The organism is Streptomyces sp. CT34, from assembly GCF_000805335.1.
Classification (GTDB): Bacteria; Actinomycetota; Actinomycetes; order Streptomycetales; family Streptomycetaceae; genus Streptomyces.
This window is the reverse complement of the sequence record NZ_KN708638.1, coordinates 5,685,359-5,711,954: the sequence shown is the minus strand read 5'-3', so window position 1 is coordinate 5,711,954 and position 26,596 is coordinate 5,685,359. Positions and strand designations below refer to the sequence as shown.

Genomic DNA, 26,596 nt, shown 5'->3' with positions numbered 1-26,596 from the left:
GGACGGAATCGCTTCGCGACACTCCCCCACATCGCCGTCACCCGCCACCACCCCGGACAGGCACTCCCCCGGGCTCCGTCCGGGCGGCCCCCCGCCGCGCGACCCCGCCGCACGGACCGGCGCCCCCGCCGCCCCGGCCGCCGGCGGCCGGCAGGTGCCCGCCGCCGAGCCGCTGTCCGACGAGGACCGCGGGCGGCTGCTCGACGGCGCGCACCACGATCCGCATGCCCTGCTCGGCGCGCACCCGGTGCCCGGCGGGCTGCGGATCCGGGTGCTGCGGCCGTACGCGAAGGGCGTCACGGTCGTGGCGGAGGGGCTGCGGGCCGCGCTCCGCTCCGAAGGAGGCGGGCTGTTCGCCGGCGTCCTGCCGCTGCGCACCGTCCCGGACTACGAGTTGCTGGTCGACTACGGCGACGGCGGCCGGCTGACCGTACGGGACCCGTACCGCTTTCTGCCGGCGCTCGGGGAGCTGGATCTGCACCTGTTCGGCGAGGGCCGGCACGAGCAGCTGTGGCAGGCGCTGGGTGCGCGGACCATGGAGCACCAGGGCGTGCTCGGCACCCGCTTCACGGTGTGGGCACCGAACGCCCGAGGAGTGCGGGTCGTCGGGGACTTCAACTACTGGGACGGCACCGGCTTCCCGATGCGGTCGCTGGGCTCGTCCGGGGTCTGGGAGCTGTTCCTGCCGGGCATCGGCGAGGGCGAGCTGTACAAGTTCGAGATCACCCGGCCGGACGGCTCGAAGACCCTGCGCGCCGACCCGATGGCGCGCCGGACCGAGTGCCCGCCGGCCAACGCCTCGGTGGTGGAGTCGTCGCACCACCGCTGGCGAGACGCCGACTGGATGGCCCGGCGCGGTGCGCGGCCGGTGCACACCTCGCCGTTCTCGGTCTACGAGATCCACCTGCCGTCCTGGCGGCCCGGTCTCAGCTACCGCCAGCTGGCCGCCCAACTCCCCTCCTACGTCAAGGACCTGGGCTTCACGCACGTGGAGTTCATGCCGGTCGCCGAGCACCCCTTCGGCGGCTCCTGGGGCTACCAGGTGACCGGTTTCTACGCGCCGACCGCCCGGATGGGCACCCCGGACGACTTCAGGTTCCTGATCGACGCGCTGCACCGGGCCGGGATCGGCGTGCTGATGGACTGGGTGCCGGCGCACTTCCCGCGCGACGACTGGGCGCTGGCCGAGTTCGACGGGCGCCCGCTGTACGAGCCGGGGGACCCGGCGCGGGCCGCGCACCCGGACTGGGGCACGCTGGAGTTCGACTACGGCCGTACCGAGGTGCGCAACTTCCTGGTCGCCAACGCGGTGTACTGGTGCGAGGAGTTCCACATCGACGGGCTGCGGGTGGACGCGGTCGCCTCGATGCTCTACCTCGACTACTCGCGCGGGGACGGCGGCTGGACGCCGAACGTCCACGGCGGGCGGGAGAACCTGGACGCGGTCGCCTTCCTCCAGGAGATGAACGCGACGGTCTACCGGCGCTGCCCCGGCGTCGTCACCATCGCCGAGGAGTCCACCGCCTGGGACGGCGTCACCCGTGCCACGCACCACGTCGGGGCGGGCGGCTTCGGCGGGCTGGGCTTCGGGCTGAAGTGGAACATGGGCTGGATGCACGACTCCCTCGGCTACGTCGAGAAGGAGCCGGTGCACCGCAAGTACCACCACGGCGAGATGACCTTCTCGATGATCTACGCCTACTCGGAGAACTACGTGCTGCCGATCTCGCACGACGAGGTGGTGCACGGCAAGCGCGCGCTGGTGTCGAAGATGCCCGGCGACTGGTGGCAGCAGCGCGCCAACCACCGCGCGTACCTGGGCTTCATGTGGGCCCACCCGGGCAAGCAACTCCTCTTCATGGGGCAGGAGTTCGCCCAGGGCGCGGAGTGGGCGGAGAGCCACGGCCCGGACTGGTGGCTGCTGGACCCGTCGTACGAGGCGGAGCCGGACCACCGGGGCGTGCGCGACCTGGTGCGCGACCTCAACCGCCGGTACGCGGCCCTCCCCGCTCTCTGGGAGCGGGACACCGACCCCGCGGGCTTCTCGTGGATCGACGGCGACGCGAGCGAGGACAACGTCTTCTCCTTCCTGCGCTTCGCGGCCGACGGCAGCCCGCTCGTCGCGGTGACCAACTTCTCGCCCGTCGTACGCCACGCGTACCGCATCGGCGTCCCGGACCAGGTGCGCGCCTGGCGCGAGGTCCTCAACACCGACGAGCCCCGCTACGGCGGCAGCGGCGTCGCCAACCCCGCCTCCCTGCCCGCCGAACCGGTCCCCTGGAACGGCCGCGAGCGCTCCGTCACGGCGGCCCCCCCGCCGCTGGCCACGCTCTGGCTGCTGCCCGGTTAGCGGGGCAGGCGGACAGGCGGTCCGCGCCGAAGGGGCGGGCGCCCGGTGGCGCCCGCCCCTTCTCCCCTCCTGCGCGTCCCGCGTCAGACCGTCGCGGACGTCTGCCGCGCACCGTCCCGCGGCGCGGCGGCCTCGGGGGCGGGCGGTGCGCCGTGGGCGTCGACGGCCGACGCCCGCTCGTCGAACGGCAGCCGGCCGGCGAGCACTTCGGCGACCCGGGCCCTGTCGATCTCCTTGGTCCAGGTGCCGATCAGGACGGTGGCCACCGCGTTGCCGGCGAAGTTGGTCATCGCGCGGGCCTCGCTCATGAAGCGGTCGATGCCGACGATCAGGCCGACGCCGTCGACGAGGTCGGGGCGGTGCGACTGGAGGCCGCCGGCCAGGGTCGACAGGCCCGCGCCGGTGACGCCGGCCGCGCCCTTGGAGGCGATGATCATGAAGACCAGGAGCGAGACCTGCTGGCCGAGGGAGAGCGGCTTGCCCATCGCGTCGGCGACGAACAGCGAGGACATCGTCAGGTAGATGGCGGTGCCGTCGAGGTTGAAGCTGTAGCCGGTCGGGACGGTGACGCCGACGACCGGGCGGCTGACGCCCAGGTGCTCCATCTTCGCGATCAGCCGGGGCAGCGCCGACTCCGAGGAGGAGGTGGACAGGATCAGCAGGAACTCCCGGCCGAGGTACTTCAGCAGCGCGAGGATGTTCACCCCGGCGCAGAGCCGCAGCAGCGCGCCGAGCACCACGACCACGAAGAGCAGACAGGTGACGTAGAAGCCGGACATGATGACGAACAGGGACGTCAGCGCCTTCACGCCGGTGGCGCCGACGACCGCGGCCATGGCGCCGAAGGCGCCCACCGGCGCCACCCACATGATCATCGAGAGCACACGGAAGACCAGCTTCTGGAGGTGGCCGATCCCGCGCAGCACCGGCTCGCCCGCCGGGCCCAGCGCCTGGAGCCCGAAGCCGACCAGCAGCGCCACCAGCAGGGTCTGGAGCACCTCGCCCTGGGTGAAGGCGGAGACCAGGGTGGTCGGGATGATGCCGAGGAGGAAGTCGGTGGTCGACTCGTGGGCGCCGGCGGTCTGCGCCTGACCCGCGTGCCGGAGCGCCTCGGTCAGGTGGAGGCCGGAACCGGGCTCCAGGATGTTGCCGACGACCAGGCCGATGGCCAGCGCGACGGTGGACATCGCCATGAAGTAGCCGAGGGCCAGCCCACCCACCGCGCCGACCTTCGCCGCCTTGCGGACCGAGCCGACGCCCAGCACGATGGTGCAGAAGATGATGGGCGAAATCATCATCTTGATGAGGTTGACGAACCCCGTGCCGAGCGGCTTGAGCTGGACGGCGACGCCGGGGGCCGCGAAGCCCACGGCGATGCCGAGCAGGACCGCCGCGATGACGGCGATGTAGAGGAAATGGGTCCGGTCCCGCTTGGCCGGCGGGGTCTCCTCGGCGGTGTCCCCGGACGGCGGGGTCTGTGCAGCCACGGCTGCCTCCTCGGGTCTGCGGTTCTGCGCCGATCTGCGGCTCCGGCGCACAACAAGTCCCGGCGACTATGCACGGCCGTGTGGCACCCGTCACCCTTGCGTACATTTCGTTCACGTAAAAGTGACCGTGCAGACTGTTCCGCATGCGCCTCCCCCGTCCCCGGCCGCCCCGGCGGCTGCGCGGCCCCCGCAGCCTGGCCGGGCAGCTCTTCGCCATGCAGGTGGTGCTGGTCGCGGTGGTGGTCGTGGGCTGCGCGGTGTTCGCGTACCTCAGCGCGGGGCGGCAGGCGGAGGAGACCGCGCGCCGGCAGGCGACCGCGGCGGCCACCGCCGTCGCCGACTCCCCGGCGGTGGTGGCGGCGGCCCGGACGACGGACCCGACGGCCGCGCTCCAGCCGTACGCCGAGCGGCTGCGCCGGGACGCCGGGGTCGACTTCGTGGTGATCATGGCGCCGGACGGGACCCGCTGGACGCATCCGGAGCCGTCCGCGATCGGCGGGAAGTACCTCGGGCACACCGGGCCCGCGCTGCACGGCGCGATCTTCGCGGAGACGCACCTGGGCGTGCTCGGCCCGTCCGTGCGGGTCGTCGCACCGGTCCGCGACCCGGGGCGGGGCGGCCGGATCACCGCGCTGGTCAGCTCCGGGATCACCATCGCGACGATCAGCCAGCAGCTGCGGGACCAGGTCCTCGCGCTGGTCGGGGTGGCCGCGGCGGCGCTGGCGCTGGGCGGCGCCGGCACGTACGTGATCAACGCCCGGCTGCGCCGGCACACCCACGGGATGAACGCCGCCGAGCTGAGCCGGATGCACGACTACCACCAGGCCGCGCTGCACGCCGTCCGCGAGGGGCTGCTGCTGCTCGACGGAGAGCGCAGGGTCGCGCTGATCAACGACGGCGGGCGGGAGCTGCTGGGCCTGTCACCGGACGCGGTGGGCCGCACCGTCGGCGAACTGGGGCTGCCGGAGCCGCTGACCGAGGCGCTGCGGGCGGCCGGCCCGCGGGTCGACGAGCTGCATCTGACCGGCGAGCGGGTGCTGGTCGTCAACTCCTCCCCGGTCTCCGGCGGGGAGCGCCGCGGCAGCGTCGTCACCCTCCGCGACCACACCGAACTCCAGGCGCTGTCCGGCGAGTTGGACTCCGTACGCGGCTTCGCCGAGGCGCTGCGCTCGCAGGCGCACGAGGCCGCCAACCGGCTGCACACGGTGGTCTCGCTGATCGAACTGGGGCGCGCCGAGGAGGCGGTGGAGTTCGCCACCGCCGAGCTGGAGCTGGCCCAGGCGCTGACCGACCGGGTCGTCGGCGCGGTCGCCGAACCGGTGCTGGCCGCGCTGCTGCTCGGCAAGGCCGCCCAGGCCAACGAGCGCGGCGTCGAGCTGGTCCTCACCCCGGACAGCCGGATCGACGACGGGCTGCTCCCGCCGCGGCTGCCGGCCCGCGACCTGGTGACCGTGCTGGGCAACCTCGTCGACAACGCCATCGACGCCGCGGCCCCGCCGCAGGAGCACGGCGCGCCCCCGCGGGTGCGGGTGAGCGCGCGGGCGGACGCCGGGGAACTGCTGCTGTGCGTCGCGGACAACGGGCCCGGGGTCGCCGCGGACGCGACCGAGGAGGTGTTCCGGCGCGGCTGGAGCACCAAGGAGACCGCCGGCGGCGGCCCCCGCGGCCTGGGGCTGGCCCTGGTCCGGCAGGCGGTCCGGCGCAACGGCGGCACGATCGTCCTCGACCGGGGGCCGGACGGCGGCGCCCGGTTCACCGTCCGGCTGCCGCTGCGGGTGGCACCATGAGGCGCCCTCTCCCCCGCCCCGCCGGCCGCCCGGCGACGAAAGGACGTGCCCGGTGAGCCCTGCCGACATCCGGGTCCTGGTCGTCGAGGACGATCCGGTCGCCGCCGACGCCCATGCCCTGTACGTGGGGCGGGTGCCGGGCTTCACGGTGTCCGGCACCGTGCACTCCGGCGCGGGCGCGGTCCGGCATCTCGACCACCACCCGGTCGACCTGCTGCTGCTCGACCTCTACCTGCCGGACGGGCACGGACTCCAGCTGGTGCGGACGCTGCGCGCGGCCGGGCACGGCGCGGACATCATCGCGGTGACCTCCGCCCGCGATCTGGCGATGGTGCGCGAGGGCGTCTCGCTGGGCGTGGTCCAGTACGTGCTCAAGCCGTTCACCTTCGCCACCCTGCGCGACCGGCTGGTGCGTTACGCCGCGTTCCGCGCGACCAGCGGGGAGGCCAGCGGGCAGGACGAGGTGGACCGGGCGATCGCCGCGCTGCGCGCCCCGCGTCCGGTCGCGCTGCCCAAGGGGCTGACCGCGGCCACCCTGCAGGCGGTGACCGAGGTGCTGCGGGGCGCCGCCGAGGGGCTGACCGCGGCCGAGACCGCCGCGGACGTCGGGATCTCCCGGATCACCGCGCGCCGCTACCTGGAGCACCTGGTGGCCGGCGGCCAGGCCGCCCGCGCCCCGCAGTACGGCCAGGTCGGCCGCCCGGAGTTGCGCTATCGCTGGTCGGGGCATTGACCCGGTGTGACCGGTGACTTACTTTCAGCAGGCAGTATGCCGTGGTGAGTTGACCGTGGTCCGTTGGAGGTCGTGCCGTGCGCTCCACCACCCCGCTGATGTTGTTCACCGCCGCCGTGCTGGCCGCCGGCGCGCTCACCGCCTGCGGCAGCGGATCCGGGAGCGACCGGAACACCGTCACGGTCGCCTTCATCAAGGACACCAACAACGCGGTCCGCGTCCGGGACGACTATGTCGCCCTCGTGGCGCGGCAGTTCGAGAAGGCGAACCCCGGCAAGAAGGTCCGGCTGATCCCCGTCCAGGCCGCGGAGAACGACTACTACACCAAGATCCAGCAGATGATGCGCTCCCCGAAGACCGCGCCCGACCTGGTCTACGAGGACACCTTCCTGGTCAACTCCGACATCACGGCGGGGCTGTTGCGGCCCCTGGACCCGTACCTCGCGAAGTGGCCCGCCTGGCGGCAGTTCGAGCCGGCCGCCCGGGCCGCGGCCCGGGGGCAGGACGGCCGGACGTACGGCGTCCCGGACGGCACCGACACCCGCGGGCTGTGGTTCAACAAGAACATCTTCCACAAGGCCGGACTGTCCGCCGACTGGCACCCGCGCACCTGGGACGACGTCCTGACGGCCGCCCGCACCATCAAGCAGCGGGTCCCCGGCGTCATCCCGCTGAACGTCTTCACCGGCAAGGGCGCGGGCGAGGCCGCCGTGATGCAGGGCTTCGAGATGCTGCTGTACGGCACCGGGCAGAACCAGCTCTACGACCCGGGCACGCGGAAATGGGTCACCGGCACCCAGGGGTTCAAGGACAGCCTCGGCTTCCTCGACACCGTCTACAAGGAGAAGCTGGGGCCCGACGTCTCCGACGCGCTCAGCCCCAACATCCAGACCAACGTGGCCGCCGAGCTGCTGCCCGACCAGAAGCTCGCCATCGACCTCGACGGCTCCTGGCTCGCCCAGCAGTGGCAGAAGACGGGCGGCGGGAAGCCGTGGCCGGCCTGGTCGACGACGCTCGGCCAGGCGCCGTTCCCGACCCAGCACGGCGCCCCGCCCGGCCGGGTCAGCCTGGCCGGCGGCTGGACCTGGTCGGTACCGCAGCGGGCCCAACACCCCGATCTCGCCTGGAAGTTGATCGAGACGTTCCAGTCGCGGGACAACGCGCTGGAGTGGTGCGTGCGGGGCGCCCAGATCACCGTCCGCAAGGACGTCGCGGCCGATCCGCGGTATCTGACGTCGGTGCCGGGCATCGGCTTCTTCACCGGTCTGGTGCCGGTCAGCCGGTACCGGCCCGCGCTGCCCGAATACCCCAGGATCGCCGCGGCGATCGGCGAGGCGACGGAGTCCGTCACCGCCGGTGACGCCTCGCCGGACAAGGCGGCCGGGCAGTACGACGCCACGGTGCGGTCCGTGGTCGGCGGCCGGGTCGTCGCCAAACCATGAAGCGGCGCCTGCTGCGCTGGTCGCCGCTGGCCCCGGCCACCGTCCTGCTGCTGCTCTTCCTGGCCGGGCCCATCGGCTACTGCTGCTACCTCGCCTTCACCGACACCCAGCTCACCGGCCAGGAGTCGGCGTCCTTCGTCGGGCCGGCCAACTTCCGCCACGCGTTCGCCGATCCGGCCTTCCGCAACGCGGTGGTGCTGACGCTGGTGTTCACGGTCGTCTCGTCGCTCCTCGGCCAGAACACACTCGGGCTGGCGCTGGCCGGGCTGATGCGGCACGCCTCACGGCCGGTGCGGACGCTGACCGGCGCGGTGGTGATCACCGCCTGGGTGCTCCCGGAGATCGTCGCGGGCTTTCTCCTCTACACCTTCTTCGAGCGGCGCGGCACCCTCAACGCCCTCCTGGCCTGGCTCCATCTCCCCACCCAGGACTGGCTGTTCACACTGCCCATCCTGGCCGTGTCGTTCGCCAACGTCTGGCGCGGCACGGCCTTCTCGATGCTGATCTACTCCGCGGCGCTCTCCGACATCCCCCAGGAGGTCGCCGAGTCCGCGGCGGTGGACGGCGCGGGCGGGCTGCGCCGGCTGTGGCACATCACGCTCCCGATGATCCGCCGCTCCATCGGCACCAACCTGATGCTCAACACCCTCCAGACGCTCTCCGTGTTCGGGCTGATCTGGGCGATCACCCGCGGCGGCCCCGGCAACCGCAGCCAGACGCTGCCGGTGTTCATGTACGACCAGGCGTTCCTGAAGTCCCTGATCGGGTACGGCACGGCGGTGGCGCTGCTGCTGCTCGTGGTGGGCGCGCTGTTCTCGGCGGTGTACCTGCGGCTGCTGCGGGAGAACACCTGATGCGGCCGGTGCGTACGGGACCGCGAGGGCCGGCGGTGGCGGCGCGGTGGCGCACGGGCCGCGGGCGCCCGGTGCTCCGGCGCGCCACCCGGCACCGACTCGCCGCCGACGCCGCGCTGCTGGTCGCCGCGGTGGCGTTCGCCGTCCCGCTGGCCTGGCTGGTGCTGGCGTCGCTGGACCCGCACGCCACGCTCCGGGTGGGGCTGCCGGACCCGCCCACCCTGGACAACTTCTCGGCGGTGCTGACCGACGAGATCACCTTCACGCCGATGCTCAACAGCCTGCTGATCTGCGGCGGCGCGACCCTGCTCACGGTGGTCTGCGCGGCGCTCGCCGGCTACCCGCTGTCCCGCCACCGCTCCCGCTTCAGCCGCCCGTACCTGCTCACCGTCCTGTTCGCGACCTGCCTGCCGATCACCGCGGTGATGGTCCCGGTCTACGCGCTGTTCGTACGGGTCGACCTGATCGACACCCGGTACGGCACCGCGCTGTTCCTGGCCGCGGCACAACTCCCGTTCGCCATCTGGCTCATGAAGAATTTCATGGACGGGGTGCCGAAGGTGCTGGAGGAGGCCGCCTGGACGGACGGCGCGTCCTGGTGGCAGACCCTGCGGCGGATCATCCTGCCGCTCATGGGGCCCGGCTGCGGAGTCGTCGCGATCTACACCTTCATCATGATGTGGGGGAACTTCTTCGTCCCGTTCATGCTGCTGCTCTCTCCCGAGAACCTTCCGGCGTCGGTCAGCATCTTCACTTTCTTCGGCAATTACGGCGCCGTCGCCTTCGGTGAACTCGCCGCTTTCTCGATTCTCTACTCGACACCGGTGATCTTGCTGTACATCCTTGTCTCCAGGCGGCTGGGCGGCGGCTTCGCGCTCGGCGGCGCGGTGAAGGGCTGACCGGCCGGGGCATCCGGAACAGGAGCCGTGAGGCGGCGGCGAACCGGCCGGCGGCGGTCCAGTGGCCGAAAAGCGGCGAAAGACGGCCGGGAACCCTCTGTCGCCACGTACCTTCCTCCAACCCGGAAACTTGGATATCCGCACGATAGGTGCGAAGCCGTACCGTCACTTACCGTGTGCCGGTGAACACGCACGACGGGGACGCGCGCAGGCCCCCTTTCCATGCCGCCGCCGCCCGCCGGCTGCGTGAGGCGCTCGGCATGACCCCTGCGCATGTCGCCTACGGAATCTGGGCGGCTTACGGAATTCAGCTGCAACCGGCGACGGTGGCCTCCTGGGAACGGGGCGAGAGCTCCCCCACGGAAGCCGAGCTGACCGCACTCGCGGGCGCTTTGTGGTGCGCTCCCGCCGAACTCCTCGGTACGCCCGGCACCCTGCGCCAGTACCGCCTCGCGCTCGGCCTCGCCCCGGCCGACCTGGCCCTGCGGATCGGCATGGACCAGGCCGCGTACCAGCGTCTGGAAGGCGGCGGGCCCTGGCGCGGCACCGAGCGCCAGGCGGCGGCCCTCGCCGAGGTGCTGCGGCTGCCGCTGCCCGCGCTGGTGCGCTTCACCGGCCAGGAGGAGCGGCTCGCCGAGCTGTTGACCAGCGCCGCCACCACCCGCTGGCAGGGCTTTGTCCGCCCGGTCGGCAAGCTGGCACCGCTGCCCAAGGAACTGCTCCAGGACGTTCTCCAGCAGTTGCACGAGGAGTACCACGCGACCATGGCGGCCTCGCTGAGCTGGACCGGCGGGGACGCCCCCGACGAGTCCGGCAGGGCCGGACGGGACTTCCTCGACGGCATCGTGGCGGAGTTCTGGCGCCGGACCGGCGAGGCGGAGCCGCCGCGGTGACCGGCCTCGGCCGACCCTGACCCTGACGTGTCCCCGTCGGTCTGGGGGCGGAGCCCCGTCCGTCCGGAGGACTACACGGGCAGCCGGGATGGCACTTCCGACCGGTGCGGCTTTCGGTCCCTGCGGGCGAAGACCTGCTGACCTGCGGGATCGAGGATGGGGACATCGTCTTTTCCGCCCCCTTCAGGAGTCCCGGTGCCGCACGCCACCCCCTTTCCCACCGCCCCCGCCCGCACCGCCGCCGTCGCCGCCCGCGCCACCGACCTCAGCAAGGTCTACGGCCAGGGCGAGACCCGGGTGGTCGCGCTGGACTCCGTCAACGTGGAGTTCGGCCGGGCCCGGTTCACCGCGATCATGGGCCCGTCGGGCTCCGGCAAGTCCACCCTGATGCACTGCATGGCCGGACTGGACTCGATCTCCGCCGGCTCCGCCCGGATCGGGGACGTCGAGCTGGCGTCGCTGGGCGACAAGCAGCTGACCCGGCTGCGCCGGGACAAGATCGGCTTCATCTTCCAGGCGTTCAACCTGCTGCCGACGCTGACCGCGCTGGAGAACATCACGCTCCCGATGGCCATCGCCGGCCGCCGCCCCGACCAGGACTGGATCAACCGGGTCGTGGAGACCGTCGGCCTCTCCGGGCGGCTCAGCCACCGGCCCGCGCAGCTCTCCGGCGGCCAGCAGCAGCGGGTCGCGGTGGCCCGCGCGCTGGCCGCCCGGCCGGAGATCATCTTCGCGGACGAGCCGACCGGCAACCTCGACTCCCGGTCCGGCGCCGAAGTCCTGGGCTTCCTGCGGGAGTCGGTGCGCGCGATGGACCAGACCGTGGTGATGGTGACCCACGACCCGGTCGCCGCCGGGTACGCGGACCGGGTGGTCTTCCTCGCGGACGGCCGGATCGTCGAGGAGCTGCCCGAGCCGACCGCGGACGCCGTACTGGACCGGATGCGGATGTTCGAGACCAAAGGCCGGACGAACTAGGCGTGCCGGGACAGCACACCCAGGGCCCGTCCGACCGTGACCCTTCGGACAGGCCCTGACCGAAGGCCGGACGAACCGGCCGCAGGCCCGACGGCCTGACGCGGCCCTCCCTTCGCCGCACTCCCCCACCACTCCGGACCCCAGGACTGACACCACCACCATGCTCCGAACCGCCCTGCGCAATCTCCTCGCGCACAAAGCCCGGCTGCTGATGACCGCGCTCGCGGTCCTGCTCGGCGTCGCCTTCGTCGCCGGCACCCTGGTCTTCAGCGACTCCGTCGGCGAGGCCGTCAAGAACGCCTCCGCCAAGAACCTCAACGACGTGGCCGTCTCCGTCACCGCCGCGCCCGACCGCAGCGCCCCCTCCGGCGAGGCGAAGGACGGCAAGCGGGCCACCGCCCTCGACGAGAAGCTGGCGGACCGGATACGCGTCCTGCCCGGAGTGGCCGGCGTACGGTCCGACGTCACGGGCCAGGCGACCCTGGCCGCCCGCGACGACGGCCACCCGGTCGGCAACGGCTGGCAGAACCGCGCCGTCAACTACCAGCCGGGCAAGGACGGTTCGGACCCCCGTTACCCGGTGGTCCGAGGCCGCGGCCCGGCCCACGCGGACGAGATCGCGCTGGCCGAGTCCACCGCGAAGGCCGCCGGGTACTCCCTCGGCGACACCGTGCGGTTCGCCACCGACGGACCGGTGATGAAGAAGAAGCTGGTCGGGATCGTGGCGACCGACGACCCGTCGGTGAACGCACGCGGCAGCCTGGCGCTGTTCGACACCGCCACCGCGCAGAAGATGTTCCTGCATCCCGGCCAGTTCGACGAGCTGGTGGTGTCGGCGGCCCCCGGCACCGACCAGGCGGCGCTGACCGCCGACGTCCGCAAGGTGCTGCCCGCCAAGCGCGCCGAGGCCGTGAGCGGCAGGCAACTCGCCACCCAGCAGGCCGAGATGATCGCCTCCCAGAACCACGCGCTGAGCCAGACCCTGCTGACCTTCGCCGGGATCGCGCTGTTCGTCGGCGTCTTCATCATCGCCAACACCTTCACCATGCTGATCTCCCAGCGCAGCCGCGAGATCGCGCTGCTGCGCGCGGTCGGCGCCTCCCGCCGTCAGGTGGTGCGCTCGGTGCTCGCCGAGGCGGGCCTGCTGGGGCTGGTCTCCTCGGCCGTCGGCCTCGCGCTGGGCACGGGGATCGCGGCGGGGCTGCGGTCCATCATGGACGCGCAGGGCGCCGGTTTCCCGGACGGGCCGCTCGTCATCAGCCCGACCACGGTCCTCGCCTCGCTGGGTGTGGGCGTCGTGATCACCGTGCTCGCGGCCTGGCTGCCGTCCCGCAGGGCCGCGCGGATCGCCCCGGTGGAGGCGCTGAGCACCGTCGAGGCGCCGCCCGCCCCGCGCAGCCTCCTCCTCCGCAACACCCTCGGCGGCCTGCTCACCGCCGCCGGCGTCGCGCTGATGCTCTACGTCTCCACGCTCAAGGGCACCAAGAACCTCGAACTGGCCATGCTCGGTTCGGCGGTGACGCTGGTCGGGATGATCGTCCTGGCGCCGCTGCTGTCCCGTCCGCTGGTCTCCCTCGCCGGCGCCGTCACCACCCGCCTCTTCGGCGTCGCCGGCAAGCTCGCCAAGGAGAACGCGCTGCGCAACCCGCGGCGCACCGCGGCCACCGGCTCCGCGCTGATGATCGGTCTCACCCTGATCACCGGCCTGACCGTGACCGGCCATTCCGCGCAGCTGGCGATGGACAAGATGGCGGGCAACGGGCTGACGGCCGACTACAAGGTCTCCACCTCGACGTATGCGGGCCTGGACCCCAAGCTCTCCGAGCGGGTCGGGAAGCTCCCGGGCGTGACGGCGGCGGCCCCGGTGCGCGAGACCAGCTACAGCCTCAAGAACGCCGCCGGCGACGCCACCGGCTTCGGCCTGCTGCACGGCACCGATCTCAGCCAGATCGACAAGGTCACCCGGCTCGTCTTCACCGACGGCTCGCTGGACGCCGTCCGGAGCGGCGGGATCGCCGTCTCGCGGACCATGGCCGAGAAGCACGGCTGGCAGGCCGGTGACACCGTCACCGTCGAGTTCCCCGACAAGAAGCGGGCGGCACTGCGGATCGCCGCCGTCTACCAGGACAACGAGGTCCTCGGCGACTCCTTCGGCTCCACCACGCTGGTCGATCCGCACCTGGACCGGTTCCGGGACCAGGAACTCCTGGTCAAGGCTGACCACGGCGGTTCCGCGGCACTGGCCACGGAGATCCGGCGGACGCTGGGCGACAGCCCGCTGCTGAAGATCCAGAACCACGACGACCTGCGCAAGGAGACCGCCGGGCAGATCGACACCCTGGTGTACATGGTCTACGGGCTGCTCGGGGTGGCCGTCGTCATCGCCGTGGTCGGCGTCGTCAACACCCTCGCCATGTCGGTCTTCGAGCGCGTCCGCGAGATCGGCATGCTGCGCGCCATCGGCCTGGACCGGCGCGGTGTCAAGCAGATGGTCCGGCTGGAGTCGGTGGTCATCTCGCTCTTCGGCGCAGCGCTCGGCATGGGCGTGGGGATCTTCCTGTCCTGGGCCGGCGGCCGGATGATCGGCTCCAGCGACTCCTTCAAGGCGTACGAGATGGTGCTGCCCTGGGGGAGGTTGGGACTCTTCCTGCTGATCGCCCTGGTCGTCGGCGTCCTGGCCGCGCTCTGGCCGGCCCGCCGGGCCGCCCGGCTGAACATGCTGGAGGCCATCGGCGACCAGTGAGGTCCCGGAAAGCACCCGGGCGGCGCGCCCAACGGCACGCCGCCCGCGGCGTGTTGAGGGGAGGTCAGAAGACCGACTCGGCCTCGTCCATGCGGTTCGCCGGGACCCGCTTGAGCTCGGTGACCGCCTCGGCCAGCGGGACCATCGTGATGTCGGTGCCGCGCAGCGCGGTCATCCTGCCGAACTCGCCGCGGTGCGCGGCCTCGACGGCGTGCCAGCCGAAGCGGGTGGCCAGCACCCGGTCGTACGCGGTCGGGGTGCCGCCGCGCTGGACGTGGCCGAGGATGACCGGGCGGGCCTCCTTGCCGAGGCGCCGCTCCAGTTCGCGGGCGAGCGCGGTGCCGATGCCGGAGAACCGCTCGTGGCCGAACTGGTCGATGGCGCCCTTCTTGTAGTCCATGGTGCCGGCGAGCGGATGGGCGCCCTCGGCGACGCAGACCACGGCGAACTTCTTGCCGCGGTCGAACCGCTCCTCGACCATCTCGACCAGGTCGTTGACGTCGAACTCGCGCTCCGGCAGGCAGATGCCGTGGGCGCCGCCGGCCATCCCGGACTCCAGCGCGATCCAGCCGGCGTGCCGTCCCATGACCTCGACGACCATGACCCGCTGATGCGACTCGGCGGTGGTCTTGAGGCGGTCGATGGCCTCGGTCGCGACGCCGACGGCGGTGTCGAAGCCGAAGGTCCGGTCGGTCGACGAGATGTCGTTGTCGATGGTCTTCGGGACGCCGACGACCGGCAGCCCGGCGTCGGAGAGCATCCGCGCCGCGGTCAGCGTGCCCTCGCCGCCGATCGGGATCAGCACGTCCATGCCGTACTCCCGCGAGAAGTCCTTGGCGCTCTCGCACGCCTCGCGCAGCCGGGCGCGCTCCAGCCGGGCGGAGCCGAGGATGGTGCCGCCGCGGGCCAGGATGCCGCTGACCGCGTCGAGGTCGAGCTTGCGGAAGCGGCCGTCGAGCAGGCCCTTGAAGCCGTCCTCGAAGCCGATGACCTCGTCACCGTGGCCGGTGAGCGCACGGTGGACGACAGACCGGATCACAGCATTCAGGCCAGGGCAGTCGCCGCCCGCGGTGAGGACTCCGATACGCATCGTGCTGTGTCTCCTGTGCTCGCTGTCGGTTCGTGTGAGCCGGTCCGATTCTTTCACGGGCCGGCCGGCCCCGGCCTCACACAGGGACCACCCCCACTGTCCCCACCCCGAGCGCACCGGGGAAACTGGGAGAGCGGCTTAGCCACACGCGCAGGTATTGTCAAGAGGGGCAAGCCCACAATAACGGGTAATTTGACCTTGCGAGCAGGGAAAACTCGTGAGCTGGCACGCTCGCGGGCATCGGAGACGGACGGAGAGCACACGTGACGCGCAGCGTGTACGTGACCGGTATCGAACGCGGCGACGGCCGCCAGGTCGTCGAACTGGGAGTCATGGAGCTCCTGACCCGCCACGTCGACCGGGTGGGGGTCTTCCGCCCGCTGATCCACGACGGACCCGACCGGCTCTTCGAACTGCTCCGGGCCCGCTACCGGCTCACCCAGCCCGCCGAGACCGTCTACGGCATCAGCTACGAGGAGGCGGCCACCCTCCAGGCCGAGCGCGGCACCGACGAGCTGGTCTCCCGGCTCGTCGACCGCTTCCACCAGGTCGCCCGGGACTACGAGTACGTCCTGGTCCTCGGCTCGGACTACGCCGGCACCAGCCTGCCGGCCGAGCTGAACCTCAACGCCCGGCTCGCCAACGAGTTCGGCGCCGCGGTGATACCGGTCGTGGGCGGCCAGGGCCAGGAGGCCGAGGCCGTCCGCGCCGAGGCCCGCAACGCCTACCGCGCCTACACCTCGCTGGGCTGCGACGTCGTCGCCATGGTCGTCAACCGCGTCGCCCCCGGGCTGCGCGAGGCCGTCGTGGAGCGGCTCGCCGCCCGGCTGCCGGTGCCCTGCTACGCGCTCCCCGAGGAGGGCTCGCTCTCCGCGCCGACCGTGAACCAGATCGTGCACGCGCTGGGCGCCGAGGTGCTGCTCGGCGACGACTCCGGGCTCGCCCGGGACGCGCGGGACTTCGTCTTCGGCGGCGCCATGCTGCCGACCTTCCTGAAGGCGCTGACCCCCGGCTGCATGGTGATCACCCCCGGGGACCGGGCCGACCTGGTCATCGGCTCGCTCGCCGCGCACAGCGCCGGGGCCCCGCCGATCGCCGGCGTGGTGCTCACCCTCGACGAGCGGCCCGGCCCCGACATCATGGCGCTGGCCGCCCGGCTGGCGCCCGGCACCCCGGTCATCTCCGTACCGGCCGGCTCGTTCCCGACCGCCGCCGAACTGTTCGCCATCGAGGGCAAGCTGAACGCCGCCTCGCCGCGCAAGGCGGAGACCGCGCTCGGCCTCTTCGAGCGGCACGTCGACACCGCCGAGCTGACCAACCGCATCTCCGTCGCCCGCTCCGGCCGGGTCACCCCGATGATGTTCGAGCACGAGCTGATCGAGCGCTCCCGCGCCGGCCGCCGCCGGGTGGTCCTCCCCGAGGGCACCGAGGAGCGGGTGCTGCGCGCCGCCGATGTGCTGCTGCGCCGCGACGTCTGCGATCTGACGCTGCTGGGCGAGGCGGAGGCGATCCGCAAGCGCGCCGCCGACCTGGCCATCGACCTGGCGAACGCGCAGATCATCGACCCGCAGACCTCCGAGCTGCGCGAGCGGTTCGCCGAGCTGTACGCCCGGCTGCGCGCCCACAAGGGCGTCAGCTACGAGCTGGCCTACGACATGGTCGCGGACGTCTCGTACTTCGGCACGCTGATGGTCCAGGAGGGGCTGGCCGACGGCATGGTGTCCGGCGCCGTGCACTCCACCGCCGCCACCATCCGCCCCGCCTTCGAGATCATAAAGACCAACGGGGCCGCGCGTAGCGCGTCGGCTGGGGCGGTGGCGGGCGACGGGCGGGCCAAGTCGGGCGCCCAGATCGTCTCGTCGGTCTTCTTCATGTGCCTGGCCGACCGGGTGCTGGTCTACGGCGACTGCGCGGTCAACCCGGACCCGGACGCCGAGCAGCTGGCCGACATCGCGATCCAGTCCGCCACCACCGCCGCCCGGTTCGGCGTGGAGCCGCGGATCGCGATGCTGTCGTACTCCACCGGCACCTCCGGGTCGGGTGCGGACGTCGACAAGGTCCGCAAGGCCACCGAGATCGTCCGCGAGCTGCGGCCCGACCTGCTGGTCGAGGGGCCGATCCAGTACGACGCGGCGGTGGACGCGGCGGTCGCGCGGACCAAGCTGCCGGACTCCGAGGTGGCGGGCAAGGCCACCGTGCTGATCTTCCCGGACCTCAACACCGGCAACAACACCTACAAGGCCGTCCAGCGCTCGGCGGGCGCGGTGGCGGTCGGCCCGGTCCTCCAGGGCCTGCGCAAGCCGGTCAACGACCTCTCGCGCGGCGCCCTCGTCCAGGACATCGTCAACACCGTCGCCATCACCGCCATCCAGGCCCAGGGCGCCCAGCCCGGCGCCGGACCCGCCGCCTGACACCGCCTGACCCTCTCTCCCCCATCGGAAAGCCGCTTCATGACTGCCAACGCCACCCGCGTCCTCGTCCTCAACTCCGGCTCCTCGTCGGTGAAGTACCAGCTGCTCGACATGCGACCGGCGCCGGACAGCGGCTCGGCCGCGGGTGCCCGGCTCGCCACCGGCCTGGTCGAGCGGATCGGCGAGGAGACCTCGCGCCTGGTGCACACCCCCTCGGCCGGCGGCGACCGGCGTGTGGCCGAGGGGGCGATACCCGACCACGAGGCCGCGCTGAAGGCGGTCGCCGCGGAGCTGGCCGCCGACGGGCTCGGGCTGGACTCCCCGGAGCTGGCCGCGATCGGGCACCGGGTGGTGCACGGCGGGATGGAGTTCACCGCGCCGACCGTCATCGACGACGCGGTGCTCAAGGAGATCGAGCGGCTGGTGCCGGTCGCCCCGCTGCACAACCCGGCGAACATCACCGGCATCCGCACCGCCCGGGCGCTGCGCCCCGACCTCCCGCAGGTCGCGGTCTTCGACACCGCCTTCCACACCACGATGCCGGAGTACGCGGCCCGTTACGCCATCGACGTGGCCACCGCCGACGCGCACCGCATCCGCCGCTACGGCTTCCACGGCACCTCGCACGCCTATGTCTCCCGCAAGGCCGCGGAGCTGCTCGGCAAGGCGCCGGAGGACGTCAACGTGATCGTGCTGCACCTGGGCAACGGCGCCTCCGCGTCCGCCGTCCGGGGCGGCCGGTGCGTCGACACGTCCATGGGCCTGACCCCGCTGGAGGGCCTGGTCATGGGCACCCGCTCCGGCGACATCGACCCGGCGGTCACCTTCCACCTCGAGCGGGTGGCCGGGATGTCGACGGACGAGATCGACGAGCTGCTCAACAAGAAGAGCGGGCTGCTCGGGCTGTGCGGCGACAACGACATGCGGGAGATCCGCCGCCGGATCGACGCGGGCGGAGAGGACGGGGCGCGCGCCGCGCTCGCCTTCGACATCTACATCCACCGGCTGAAGAAGTACATCGGCGCCTACACCGCGGTTCTCGGCAAGGTCGACGCGGTGGCCTTCACCGCGGGCGTCGGCGAGAACGCCGCCCCGGTGCGGGCCGCCGCCATCGCCGGGCTGGAGGAGCTGGGCATGGCGGTGGACGCCTCGCTCAACGCCGTACGGTCCGGCGAGGCCCGGCTGATCTCGCCCGAGTACGCCCGGGTCGCGGTCGCCGTGGTGCCCACCGACGAGGAACTGGAGATCGCCCAGCAGACATACGCCCTGGTCAACGCGTAGCCGTTGGTGCTTCCAGCACGCTCCATCCGCTTCGCTCGCTCCGCCTCTGCTCGACATCGGCTTCCGGAGGCAGAGCTGGAATATTCCGCTCTGAAACAAACCGATAGGATTCCAGCCATGCGCCGTTCCAAAATCGTCTGCACCCTGGGCCCCGCCGTCGACTCCTACGACCAGCTGAAGACGCTGATCGAGGCCGGCATGAACGTGGCCCGTTTCAACATGAGCCACGGGACCCACTCGGAGCACGAGGAGCGGTACCACCGCCTCCGCAAGGCCGCCGAGGAGACCGGCCGCGCCGTCGGCGTGCTGGCCGACCTCCAGGGCCCCAAGATCCGTCTGGAGACCTTCGCCGAGGGCCCCGTCGAGCTGGTGCGCGGTGACGAGTTCGTCATCACCACCGAGGACGTGCCCGGCGACAAGCACATCTGCGGCACGACCTACAAGGGCCTGCCCGGCGACGTCTCCAAGGGCGACCCGGTCCTGATCAACGACGGCAACGTGGCCCTCCAGGTCGTCGAGGTCGACGGCCCGCAGGTGCGCACCATCGTCATCGAGGGCGGGGTCATCTCCGACCACAAGGGCATCAACCTGCCCGGCGCCGCGGTCAACGTCCCGGCGCTGTCCGAGAAGGACATCGAGGACCTCAAGTTCGCCCTGCACATGGGCTGCGACATGGTCGCGCTGTCCTTCGTGCGGGACGCCAAGGACGTCCAGGACGTGCACCGCGTCATGGACGAGGTGGGCCGCCGGGTCCCGGTCGTCGCCAAGGTCGAGAAGCCGCAGGCGGTCGCCAACATGCAGGAGGTCGTGATGGCCTTCGACGCCATCATGGTGGCCCGCGGCGACCTGGCGGTGGAGTACCCGCTGGAGAAGGTCCCGATGGTGCAGAAGCGGCTCATCGAGATGTGCCGCCGGAACGCCAAGCCGGTGATCGTGGCGACCCAGATGATGGAGTCGATGATCACCAACTCCCGGCCGACCCGCGCCGAGGCGTCCGACGTCGCGAACGCGATCCTCGACGGCGCCGACGCGGTGATGCTCTCCGCGGAGTCCTCGGTGGGCCAGTACCCGATCGAGACCGTCAAGACGATGTCGAAGATCGTCGAGGCGGCCGAGGAGGAGCTGCTGTCCAAGGGCCTCCAGCCGCTGGTGCCCGGCAAGAAGCCGCGTACGCAGGGCGGTGCGGTGGCCCGCGCGGCCTGCGAGATGGCCGACTTCCTGGACGGCAAGGCGCTGGTCGCCTTCACCAAGTCCGGCGACACCGCCCGCCGGCTGTCGCGCTATCGCGCCGCCCAGCCGATCCTCGCCTTCACCACCGACATCGCCACCCGCAACCAGCTCACGCTGAGCTGGGGCGTGGACTCCTTCGTCGTCCCGCACGTCGACAACACCGACGCGATGGTGGACCTGGTGGACGCCGAGCTGCTCAAGCTCAAGCGCTACAGCGAGGGCGACACCATGCTCATCACCGCCGGTTCGCCCCCCGGCGTCCCCGGCACCACCAACATGGTCCGGGTGCACCACCTCGGCGGCGAGCGCTGCTGACGCGCCGTCCCCGGACGCACAACGGCGGTGGGCCGCCCCCTCGACTCGGGGGCGGCCCACCGCCGTTTCCGCGGCTCCCGGAAGATTCCGGCCGGGGGTTCCCCGGTCACTCGATGGACACGGCCATGCCAGGGACGTGCAGATTGCCGCCGAACTGGCCGGCCTGGTCGAGCTTCACCTTGCTGAAGTAGGCGTACGGGACGTTGAGCGGCGGCGGGTGCTCCGGGTCGAAGACGATCGGGATCAGCCCGAAGAGGTTGCCCTGCAACCGCTCGGTGTAGAGCGTCACCTTGCCGCCGCGGATGGTGGACGTGGAGCCCGGCGTCGACCGCACGTGGTAGTGCTTGCCCGACGACGGGTCGTCGACGATCTGGTGCAGGTCGCCGATGTCGATGCTGTCCGCGGTGAACTTCAGGGCCTGCTTGACGTGGCCGCTCTGCGTCGTGACGTTGACGACGCCCTCGTAGTTCAGACCGCGCAGGGTCAGCCCGCTGGACTCCAGGTGCCACGGGAGGTCCGGCAGGGTGACGGGCGTCTGCTCGTCCTTGCCCTTCTGCTTGTTCTCGACGACGCAGGGATAGGACTGCTTGCCGCTGCTGTCCTTGCCGCTCAGCCCGCCGCCGACCGCGTTGTCGGCGGTGCCCACCGCGCCGTGCACGGTGTCGTTGACCGCCTTCGACGGGTTCGTGAGCGCGTCCTTGACCGGCTTGGTGACCTCGTTCAGACCGGGCCCGGAGTCCGCCGGCGACGCTGCCGGGGACGACGGGGCCGGCGTGGACGGGGCCGGTGCCTTGGTGGCGGACGGGGACGGCGAGGGGCTCGGCGCGGCCGACGGCGGGTCGGCCTTCTTGCCGCCGCCGAAGAGACCGCCGAGCGCATCGCCGATCCCGCCCAGCAGCCCGCCGTCGTCCTTCTTCTCCGGAGAGGCCGACGGTGACGGCGTCGCGGAGTCCGAGGGCGTGTCGGTCTTCGGGGTGGCGGAGGGCGTGGCGGACGGGGTGGCGGCGGGCTTCGCGGTGTCCTTGCCCGGGGACGGCGAGGGCGTCGCGGAGGGCGCGGCGGGCGGCGAGGCGGTGCTCTTGCCGGCCGTGCCGTCCTTGCTCTTCGCGTCGTCCTTGGCCTTGGCGTTCTGCCCGGAGGTGTCCGGGGCGCTGACGCACGGACCGTCCTTGAAGGGGCTCTCCGGCGGCGCCGACTTGGCGATCGCCATCTGGGGCGTCAGCCCCATGCCCATGAGCACGGCGGACGGCATCGCGGCGATCGCGATGGCCTTGCCCGCGGGCACGTGCAACCGGGTCAGCAGCGGCTTTCGGGGGGCCGCGTGCCTCGGCCCGGATCTCGCCCCGGCGGCTGCGTTCTCCTGGTGCAGCTCGTCACCCGGCACGGTGCCTCCCGTTCTCTCCGTTGGTCGGGCTCGTTCCCGAGAGGTTGTCCAGTCCGTTGCCCGACCCGGGACCGCTCGCCGTCGGCGCGGGGTTGGTGGCGACCACCGGTCCCACCACGCGGTCCGGTTCACCGGATTCGTCCGCGCTCCGCACGGGCTCGCCCGGCGCCCAGGCGACACCCAGCGCACCGCCGATCAGCCCCAGCAGGAAGCCGATCAGGAAGGCGCCGAAGTTCGAGACGACCAGGGAGACCAGGGAGAGCAGGATCGCCGCGACCCCCGCGAAGACCCGCGAGGCCGGCTGGAACCACATGGTCAGACCGAGCACCACCAGCAGCACGCCGATGATCAGCGAGCCGGCTCCGGCGGTGGTCGCCATGCGGACGGTCAGGGAACCGATGGTGAGGTTCGCATAGGGGATGTACATGATCGGGATGCCGGCCAGCAGTGTCAGCAGGCCACCCCAGAACGGGCGGTGCCCGCGCCACTCCCGGAACGCAAGCCGCTTCCGGCCGAGGATTCCGATCAGCCCTGTTCGCGTTTCGGCGCTCATACACCAGCCTCCCTGCGGTCGGCGGGCCCGCAAAAGTCGTGCCGCGCGCGCCTGTTCTTGACTCTCCCCCAGCCTCCGGCCGGAAGGACCCCCGTGCTCCGCTCGCTCATGTCGTACGGCTCCTCGGACTGGCAAGTCGGTAGTTCTGTGGGTGCTACCCGGCGCTGCCCGGCGTACGGGTACGGGAAACGGCTCTCGCCGTGCGGCTCCACCCCGCACCCGCACGCCGCCTCAGCGCGTCAGTAGCACTCGCTCTTGCCCTTGGCGACGCTCATCTTCAGGCCGCTGAGCTTGAACGTGCCGGCGGTGGTGGCCCAGGCACGCTGCTGGACGTGGGTCAGCGTGGCCGAGTCGGCTTCCTGGGCGAAGGAGCCCGGGTCCGCCTTGTCGCCCTTGTGCATGCCGGGACCCTTGGACGTCGAACCCGCGGCAACACCGATGTTGATGTTGTTGAAGGTCGCGTCCGCGTTGAGCTGGTCGAGGTCGATGTAGAGGTTCTTGGCCTCGACCGGCTGGCTGCCGCCGGCCTGGAGCTTCATCGACACGTCGCCGAAGACCGGAACCGGCACGACGACGGACTGGCACAGGTTGTGGATCTTGGCGTTCGAGAACCCCGAGACCGCCACCGGAACGTTCTTGCCGCCCTTCTGGGCGTCGACCGCTCCGTACTGAACGAAGCCGGTGCCGTCCAGCCGGTCAGTGCTGACCTTGAACTGCTGGCCGGACACGCTGAACGACGCCGCGAGCGCACCCTGCGAAAGGGCCACGCCGATCGCGGCGGTCGCCGCCACGCTCGGCACCATGACAACGGCGAACCGCTTCCATCTGGTCCCGCCACGAGCCAGGGACTCCATGACTTTCCTCCTTCTCGGACGTACATCTCCGGGACGCTCCGCCTCAGTTGGGGCGGTCGTACCTGGGATGGGAGAAGTGCTACGTCCTCGGGAAGGAGAGCGCCCGTCCTCGGAGTTGCGTGCTTCCGAATACCGGCGATCACCCCCGAGCGACAACCACTGGCCACGCTCTCGCGCAACCTCACCGGACAGGCCCTGCCGGTTGCGGCAGAGACCCCCCTGTCCACGGTCGGCGGTGTTGCCGCCGGCCGACTCGGTGGGGACCCAAGTGCCCCGCGGCGCCGACCGGATGCCGGGCTGCGGGAATGGACCGAGCGTGGCCGATCGTCGTGCATTCAAGCCCGCCGCACAAGGCCCTCGTTACTTGCGGGTAACGGACCGATAACCACGCCACGACGGACCGGGATCGACCAGGTACCCAGCGTCGCCGCTAACGGCAAGAGGACATGGGGCAATTACCGACATAGGGCCACAAGTTGACCGTCTGGACTTACTCCAAGTAACAGCGGCCACGCTTACCAAGATTTGGTAAAACGTGGCCGCGGTTCCGTTTGCCGGACCGGCTCACGGGTGCTGCTGCGGGTTCGTACAGGTCAGAAGCGGGCAGGACGGAAGGAGCAGGTGAGTCGGGGCGGGTCGGCTCAGAACAGGACGCGGGCCAGCGCGGTCCGCGCCTTGGTCACCCGGGGGTCGTCCGCGCCGATGACGTCGAACAGCTCCAGCAGCCGCACCCGCGCGGCCTCCCGGTCCTCGCCGGCGGTCCGCCGCACCGTCTCGACCAGCCGGCCGAAGGCGTCCTCGACATGGCCGCCCACCAGCTCCAGGTCCGCGGCCCGGACCTGCGCCGTGACGTCGGAGGGGTTCTCCGCGGCGGCGGTGCGCACCTGCTGCGCGTCCAGGTCCCGCACCCGGGAGAGGAGTTCGGCCTGCGCGAGGCCGAGCTTGGCCTCCGGGTTGCCCGGGTCGTCGGACAGGACGTTGCGGTACGCGCGGATGGCGCCGCCGAGGTCGCCGGAGTCCAGGGCTTCGCTCGCCGCGGTCAGCGCCGCGTCGTACGGACCGGCCGGGGCCGGCGCCGGGGCGGCCGGCTCCTCGGCCGCCGCCGCGGTGTCGACGGGCGCGCCCACGATGCCGAACTGCTGCTCGGCGGCCTGCACGAGCTGGTCCAGCACCTGCCGGATCTGCGCCTCGGGGGCGGCCCCCTGGAACAGCGGGACCGGCTGGCCCGCGATGACCGCGAACACCGCCGGGATGCCCTGCACCCCGAACTGCTGGAACAGCATCTGGTTGGCGTCGACGTCGATCCTGGCCAGCACGAACTTGCCGGCGTACTCCATCGCGAGGCGCTCCAGCAGCGGGCCCAGCTGCTTGCACGGCTCGCACCACTCGGCCCAGAAGTCGATGACGACGGGGACCTCGGTGGAACGCTGGAGGACCTCCTGCTGGAACCCCGCCTCGTCGACGTCGAACACCAGACGGGCGCCGGTCGCGGGCGCCGCGCCCGTACGGGCGGCCTCGGCTCGTGCCTGCTCCGCCTTCTGCTTCGCTTCGCCGGCCGCCTTCACCGCTGCGAGATCGACGACTCCGCTCATGGACATGTTGCGTGGCTGCATGAGTCCATCCTCCCCCCTGTGCGGCCGGTTCCGGAAAGCGATCCGGAAAGCGGTCCGGAGAACACCCCGGAATGCCTCGTACACACGCCGGACCGGCGGTCGGACCGGGCCTGACGGTGGGCTCCGCATCCGTCCGTACGCGCTGCCGGAATGCGGCGTACGTCGGGAAACCGGTGCCCGGTCCGGTCCCGGGAGGACCGGCGTACGGCCCCGAGGGGCCGGTGTCGCGCGGCCATGGGTCCCCACCCACGGCCAGTGGCTATCGCTCTTTCGCTACGGGTCGTAGCGTAACTCGTAGCCGCCCCCGCCCGGCAACCGGTTCCCGGACGCCGGGGAGTGATCTCGCTCACGGGGTGTCCCGCCCGCCCCCTTACCCGCCGGTATGGTCGCCCGCATGCACCGCTCCCCCTGCCCCCGGAAAGGCCGCACGGGCCGCCCTCGCAGCGTCGAGACGGACCGCGCGATCCTCGACGCGACCCGTGCGGCGCTCGTCGACGTGGGCTGGGGGAAGCTCACCATGAGCGAGGTGGCGACCCGCGCCGGCGTCGCCAAGACGACCCTCTACCGCCGCTGGGCCAACAAGAACGAGCTGGTCGTGGACGCGGTGGCGGTCCTCTTCGACGAACTCGAACTCCCCGACCGCGGCTGCCTCCAGGCCGACATCGAGGGCGTGGTGCTCCAGTTCGGCGCGCTGCTCGCCCGGCCCGAGACCAAGACCGCGCTGATGGCGGTGGTCGCCGAGTCGACCACCGACGACGCGCTGCGCGAGCGGATCCGGTCGGCGATCGTCGACCGGCAGAAGCGGCTGGTGCTGCTGGGCCGGGAACGCGCCCAGCGGCGCGGCGAACTGCCGCCCGACGGCGCCGGGCCCGAGGGCGCGCTGGCCGCCACCCGGGCCGTCGGGCTGATCTTCGACGTGATCGCCGGTGCGATCGTGCACCGCACCCTGGTCAGCGCCGAGCCGGTGGACGCCGCCTGGGCCCACCAGTTCTCGACACTGCTGCTGACCGGCCTGGGCGGACTGGGCTGACCGGGCCGACCGGGCCGACCGGGCCGACCGGCCGATTGAGGCGGCTGACGTGCCGTCACCCGCCGGGTCGGTCAGACCTGGTAGCGGTCCGCCCGGAACAGGTGCAGATGGTCCGCGACCCACTCCGAGGTCCGCTCCAGCCCCTCCTTCAGCGGGACCCGCGGCTCCCACGACGCCCACTGCCGCGCCCGGGAGTTGTCCGAAAGCAGCCGCTCCACCTCACTGCCCGACGGCCGCAGCCGCGTACGGTCCACCACCACCTCGGCCTGGCGCCCGGAGGCCGCGATCAGCGCCTCGGCCAGCGCCCCGATGGCGATCTCCCGGCCGCTGCCGAGGTTGACGACCTGCCCCAGCGCCCGGTCGCAGTCGGCCAGCGCCAGGAACCCGGCCGCGGTGTCGGTGACGTAGGTGAAGTCCCGGGTCGGGGTGAGCGAGCCGAGCTTGATCTGCCGGGCGCCGGAGTGGAGTTGGGCCAGGATCGTCGGGATCACGGCGCGCGCGGACTGCCGCGGACCGTAGGTGTTGAACGGGCGGACCACCGTCACCGGCAGCTCGAAGGCGTGCCAGTGCGACAGCGCCATCATGTCCGCGCCGATCTTCGAGGCGGAGTAGGGCGACTGCGGCTGGAGCGGGTGCTCCTCGCCGATCGGGGCGGTCCGCGCGGTCCCG

Annotated in this window: 20 protein-coding genes; 13 read left to right on the top strand and 7 right to left on the bottom strand. The window is 72.0% G+C overall.

The features are described 5' to 3' along the window. Positions 1 to 154: 154 nt before the first annotated feature. Positions 155 to 2,350, top strand: coding sequence for a 1,4-alpha-glucan branching enzyme (gene glgB / locus RZ84_RS25045; RefSeq protein ID WP_043270774.1), 2,196 nt, complete (start codon positions 155 to 157; stop codon positions 2,348 to 2,350). A gap of 83 nt (positions 2,351 to 2,433) precedes the next feature. Here the strand turns inward: glgB and RZ84_RS25040 are convergent, their stop codons facing one another. After that, positions 2,434 to 3,837, bottom strand: a complete 1,404-nt coding sequence (locus tag RZ84_RS25040) for a cation:dicarboxylate symporter family transporter (protein ID WP_043266184.1) — start codon at positions 3,835 to 3,837, stop codon at positions 2,434 to 2,436. 143 nt (positions 3,838 to 3,980) lie between these two features. Between RZ84_RS25040 and RZ84_RS25035 the strand changes: the two genes are divergently transcribed. The 8 genes from RZ84_RS25035 (at position 3,981) to RZ84_RS25000 (ending at position 14,166) form a co-directional block, all read left to right on the top strand. After that, positions 3,981 to 5,624 carry a sensor histidine kinase gene (locus tag RZ84_RS25035; RefSeq protein ID WP_043266183.1) on the top strand — a complete coding sequence of 548 codons (1,644 nt, stop codon included), beginning with the start codon at positions 3,981 to 3,983 and terminating at the stop codon, positions 5,622 to 5,624. Positions 5,625 to 5,676: 52 nt separating this feature from the next. Then, a complete protein-coding gene (locus RZ84_RS25030; protein WP_043266182.1) occupies positions 5,677 to 6,357 on the top strand; it encodes a response regulator in 681 nt (226 codons plus the stop codon). Between the two features lie 77 nt (positions 6,358 to 6,434). After that, complete coding sequence (locus RZ84_RS25025; RefSeq protein WP_043266181.1) at positions 6,435 to 7,799, top strand: extracellular solute-binding protein; 1,365 nt, start codon at positions 6,435 to 6,437, stop codon at positions 7,797 to 7,799. Next, entirely contained in the window at positions 7,796 to 8,653 is an 858-nt protein-coding gene (locus tag RZ84_RS25020; RefSeq protein WP_043266180.1) for a carbohydrate ABC transporter permease, read from the top strand. Before RZ84_RS25025 ends, RZ84_RS25020 begins: the two co-directional genes overlap by 4 nt. Then, positions 8,653 to 9,552, top strand: coding sequence for a carbohydrate ABC transporter permease (locus RZ84_RS25015; protein WP_078894153.1), 900 nt, complete (start codon positions 8,653 to 8,655; stop codon positions 9,550 to 9,552). Before RZ84_RS25020 ends, RZ84_RS25015 begins: the two co-directional genes overlap by 1 nt. Positions 9,553 to 9,728: 176 nt before the next feature. Next, positions 9,729 to 10,445: a helix-turn-helix domain-containing protein gene (locus RZ84_RS25010; protein WP_043266179.1), complete on the top strand. Its 717-nt coding sequence runs from the start codon at positions 9,729 to 9,731 to the stop codon at positions 10,443 to 10,445. Between the two features lie 156 nt (positions 10,446 to 10,601). After that, a complete protein-coding gene (locus tag RZ84_RS25005; RefSeq protein WP_052230151.1) occupies positions 10,602 to 11,423 on the top strand; it encodes an ABC transporter ATP-binding protein in 822 nt (273 codons plus the stop codon). A 160-nt stretch (positions 11,424 to 11,583) separates the two neighbouring features. Continuing rightward, positions 11,584 to 14,166 (top strand): ABC transporter permease, encoded by a 2,583-nt coding sequence (locus tag RZ84_RS25000; RefSeq protein ID WP_043266177.1) that lies wholly within the window; start codon positions 11,584 to 11,586, stop codon positions 14,164 to 14,166. A 64-nt stretch (positions 14,167 to 14,230) separates the two neighbouring features. Here RZ84_RS25000 and RZ84_RS24995 read toward each other — a convergent pair whose 3' ends face one another. After that, entirely contained in the window at positions 14,231 to 15,256 is a 1,026-nt protein-coding gene (locus tag RZ84_RS24995) for an ATP-dependent 6-phosphofructokinase (protein ID WP_043266176.1), read from the bottom strand. A gap of 263 nt (positions 15,257 to 15,519) precedes the next feature. Here RZ84_RS24995 and pta point away from each other — a divergent pair, with 263 nt between their 5' ends. The 3 genes from pta (at position 15,520) to pyk (ending at position 20,493) form a co-directional block, all read left to right on the top strand. Next, a complete protein-coding gene (pta, locus tag RZ84_RS24990; RefSeq protein WP_043266175.1) occupies positions 15,520 to 17,667 on the top strand; it encodes a phosphate acetyltransferase in 2,148 nt (715 codons plus the stop codon). Positions 17,668 to 17,706: 39 nt separating this feature from the next. After that, a complete protein-coding gene (locus RZ84_RS24985) occupies positions 17,707 to 18,948 on the top strand; it encodes an acetate kinase (protein WP_043266174.1) in 1,242 nt (413 codons plus the stop codon). A 117-nt stretch (positions 18,949 to 19,065) separates the two neighbouring features. Further along, entirely contained in the window at positions 19,066 to 20,493 is a 1,428-nt protein-coding gene (pyk, locus tag RZ84_RS24980) for a pyruvate kinase (RefSeq protein WP_043266173.1), read from the top strand. A 106-nt stretch (positions 20,494 to 20,599) separates the two neighbouring features. Here pyk and RZ84_RS24975 read toward each other — a convergent pair whose 3' ends face one another. The 4 genes from RZ84_RS24975 to RZ84_RS24960 form a co-directional block, all read right to left on the bottom strand. Next, the gene (locus RZ84_RS24975) at positions 20,600 to 21,877 is read right to left on the bottom strand and encodes a hypothetical protein (protein WP_043266172.1); all 1,278 of its coding nucleotides are present in this window, start codon (positions 21,875 to 21,877) and stop codon (positions 20,600 to 20,602) included. After that, entirely contained in the window at positions 21,867 to 22,430 is a 564-nt protein-coding gene (locus tag RZ84_RS24970) for a DUF6114 domain-containing protein (RefSeq protein WP_043266171.1), read from the bottom strand. The genes RZ84_RS24975 and RZ84_RS24970 overlap by 11 nt, the downstream gene beginning before the upstream one ends. Positions 22,431 to 22,669: 239 nt before the next feature. Then, complete coding sequence (locus tag RZ84_RS24965) at positions 22,670 to 23,284, bottom strand: DUF6230 family protein (protein ID WP_043266170.1); 615 nt, start codon at positions 23,282 to 23,284, stop codon at positions 22,670 to 22,672. 641 nt (positions 23,285 to 23,925) lie between these two features. Next, complete coding sequence (locus RZ84_RS24960; protein ID WP_043266169.1) at positions 23,926 to 24,897, bottom strand: tetratricopeptide repeat protein; 972 nt, start codon at positions 24,895 to 24,897, stop codon at positions 23,926 to 23,928. A 394-nt stretch (positions 24,898 to 25,291) separates the two neighbouring features. Here RZ84_RS24960 and RZ84_RS24955 point away from each other — a divergent pair, with 394 nt between their 5' ends. Then, positions 25,292 to 25,927: a TetR/AcrR family transcriptional regulator gene (locus RZ84_RS24955; RefSeq protein ID WP_043270769.1), complete on the top strand. Its 636-nt coding sequence runs from the start codon at positions 25,292 to 25,294 to the stop codon at positions 25,925 to 25,927. A 71-nt stretch (positions 25,928 to 25,998) separates the two neighbouring features. Here the strand turns inward: RZ84_RS24955 and RZ84_RS41705 are convergent. Then, a partial coding sequence (locus RZ84_RS41705) for a GDP-mannose 4,6-dehydratase (RefSeq protein ID WP_241777851.1) occupies positions 25,999 to 26,596 on the bottom strand: 598 nt, incomplete at its 5' end.

Excerpts from the sequence above, each read along its gene's own strand:
- RZ84_RS25035 (WP_043266183.1), top strand. The coding sequence starts at position 3,981 with ATGCGCCTCCCCCGTCCCCGGCCGCCCCGGCGGCTGCGCGGCCCCCGC.
- RZ84_RS25020 (WP_043266180.1), top strand. The coding sequence starts at position 7,796 with ATGAAGCGGCGCCTGCTGCGCTGGTCGCCGCTGGCCCCGGCCACCGTC.
- RZ84_RS25015 (WP_078894153.1), top strand. The coding sequence starts at position 8,653 with ATGCGGCCGGTGCGTACGGGACCGCGAGGGCCGGCGGTGGCGGCGCGG.
- RZ84_RS25005 (WP_052230151.1), top strand. The coding sequence starts at position 10,602 with ATGGGGACATCGTCTTTTCCGCCCCCTTCAGGAGTCCCGGTGCCGCAC.
- RZ84_RS25000 (WP_043266177.1), top strand. The coding sequence starts at position 11,584 with ATGCTCCGAACCGCCCTGCGCAATCTCCTCGCGCACAAAGCCCGGCTG.
- RZ84_RS24995 (WP_043266176.1), bottom strand. The coding sequence starts at position 15,256 with ATGCGTATCGGAGTCCTCACCGCGGGCGGCGACTGCCCTGGCCTGAAT.
- RZ84_RS24985 (WP_043266174.1), top strand. The coding sequence starts at position 17,707 with ATGACTGCCAACGCCACCCGCGTCCTCGTCCTCAACTCCGGCTCCTCG.
- pyk (WP_043266173.1), top strand. The coding sequence starts at position 19,066 with ATGCGCCGTTCCAAAATCGTCTGCACCCTGGGCCCCGCCGTCGACTCC.
- RZ84_RS24970 (WP_043266171.1), bottom strand. The coding sequence starts at position 22,430 with ATGAGCGCCGAAACGCGAACAGGGCTGATCGGAATCCTCGGCCGGAAG.
- RZ84_RS24965 (WP_043266170.1), bottom strand. The coding sequence starts at position 23,284 with ATGGAGTCCCTGGCTCGTGGCGGGACCAGATGGAAGCGGTTCGCCGTT.
- RZ84_RS24960 (WP_043266169.1), bottom strand. The coding sequence starts at position 24,897 with ATGCAGCCACGCAACATGTCCATGAGCGGAGTCGTCGATCTCGCAGCG.
- RZ84_RS24955 (WP_043270769.1), top strand. The coding sequence starts at position 25,292 with ATGCACCGCTCCCCCTGCCCCCGGAAAGGCCGCACGGGCCGCCCTCGC.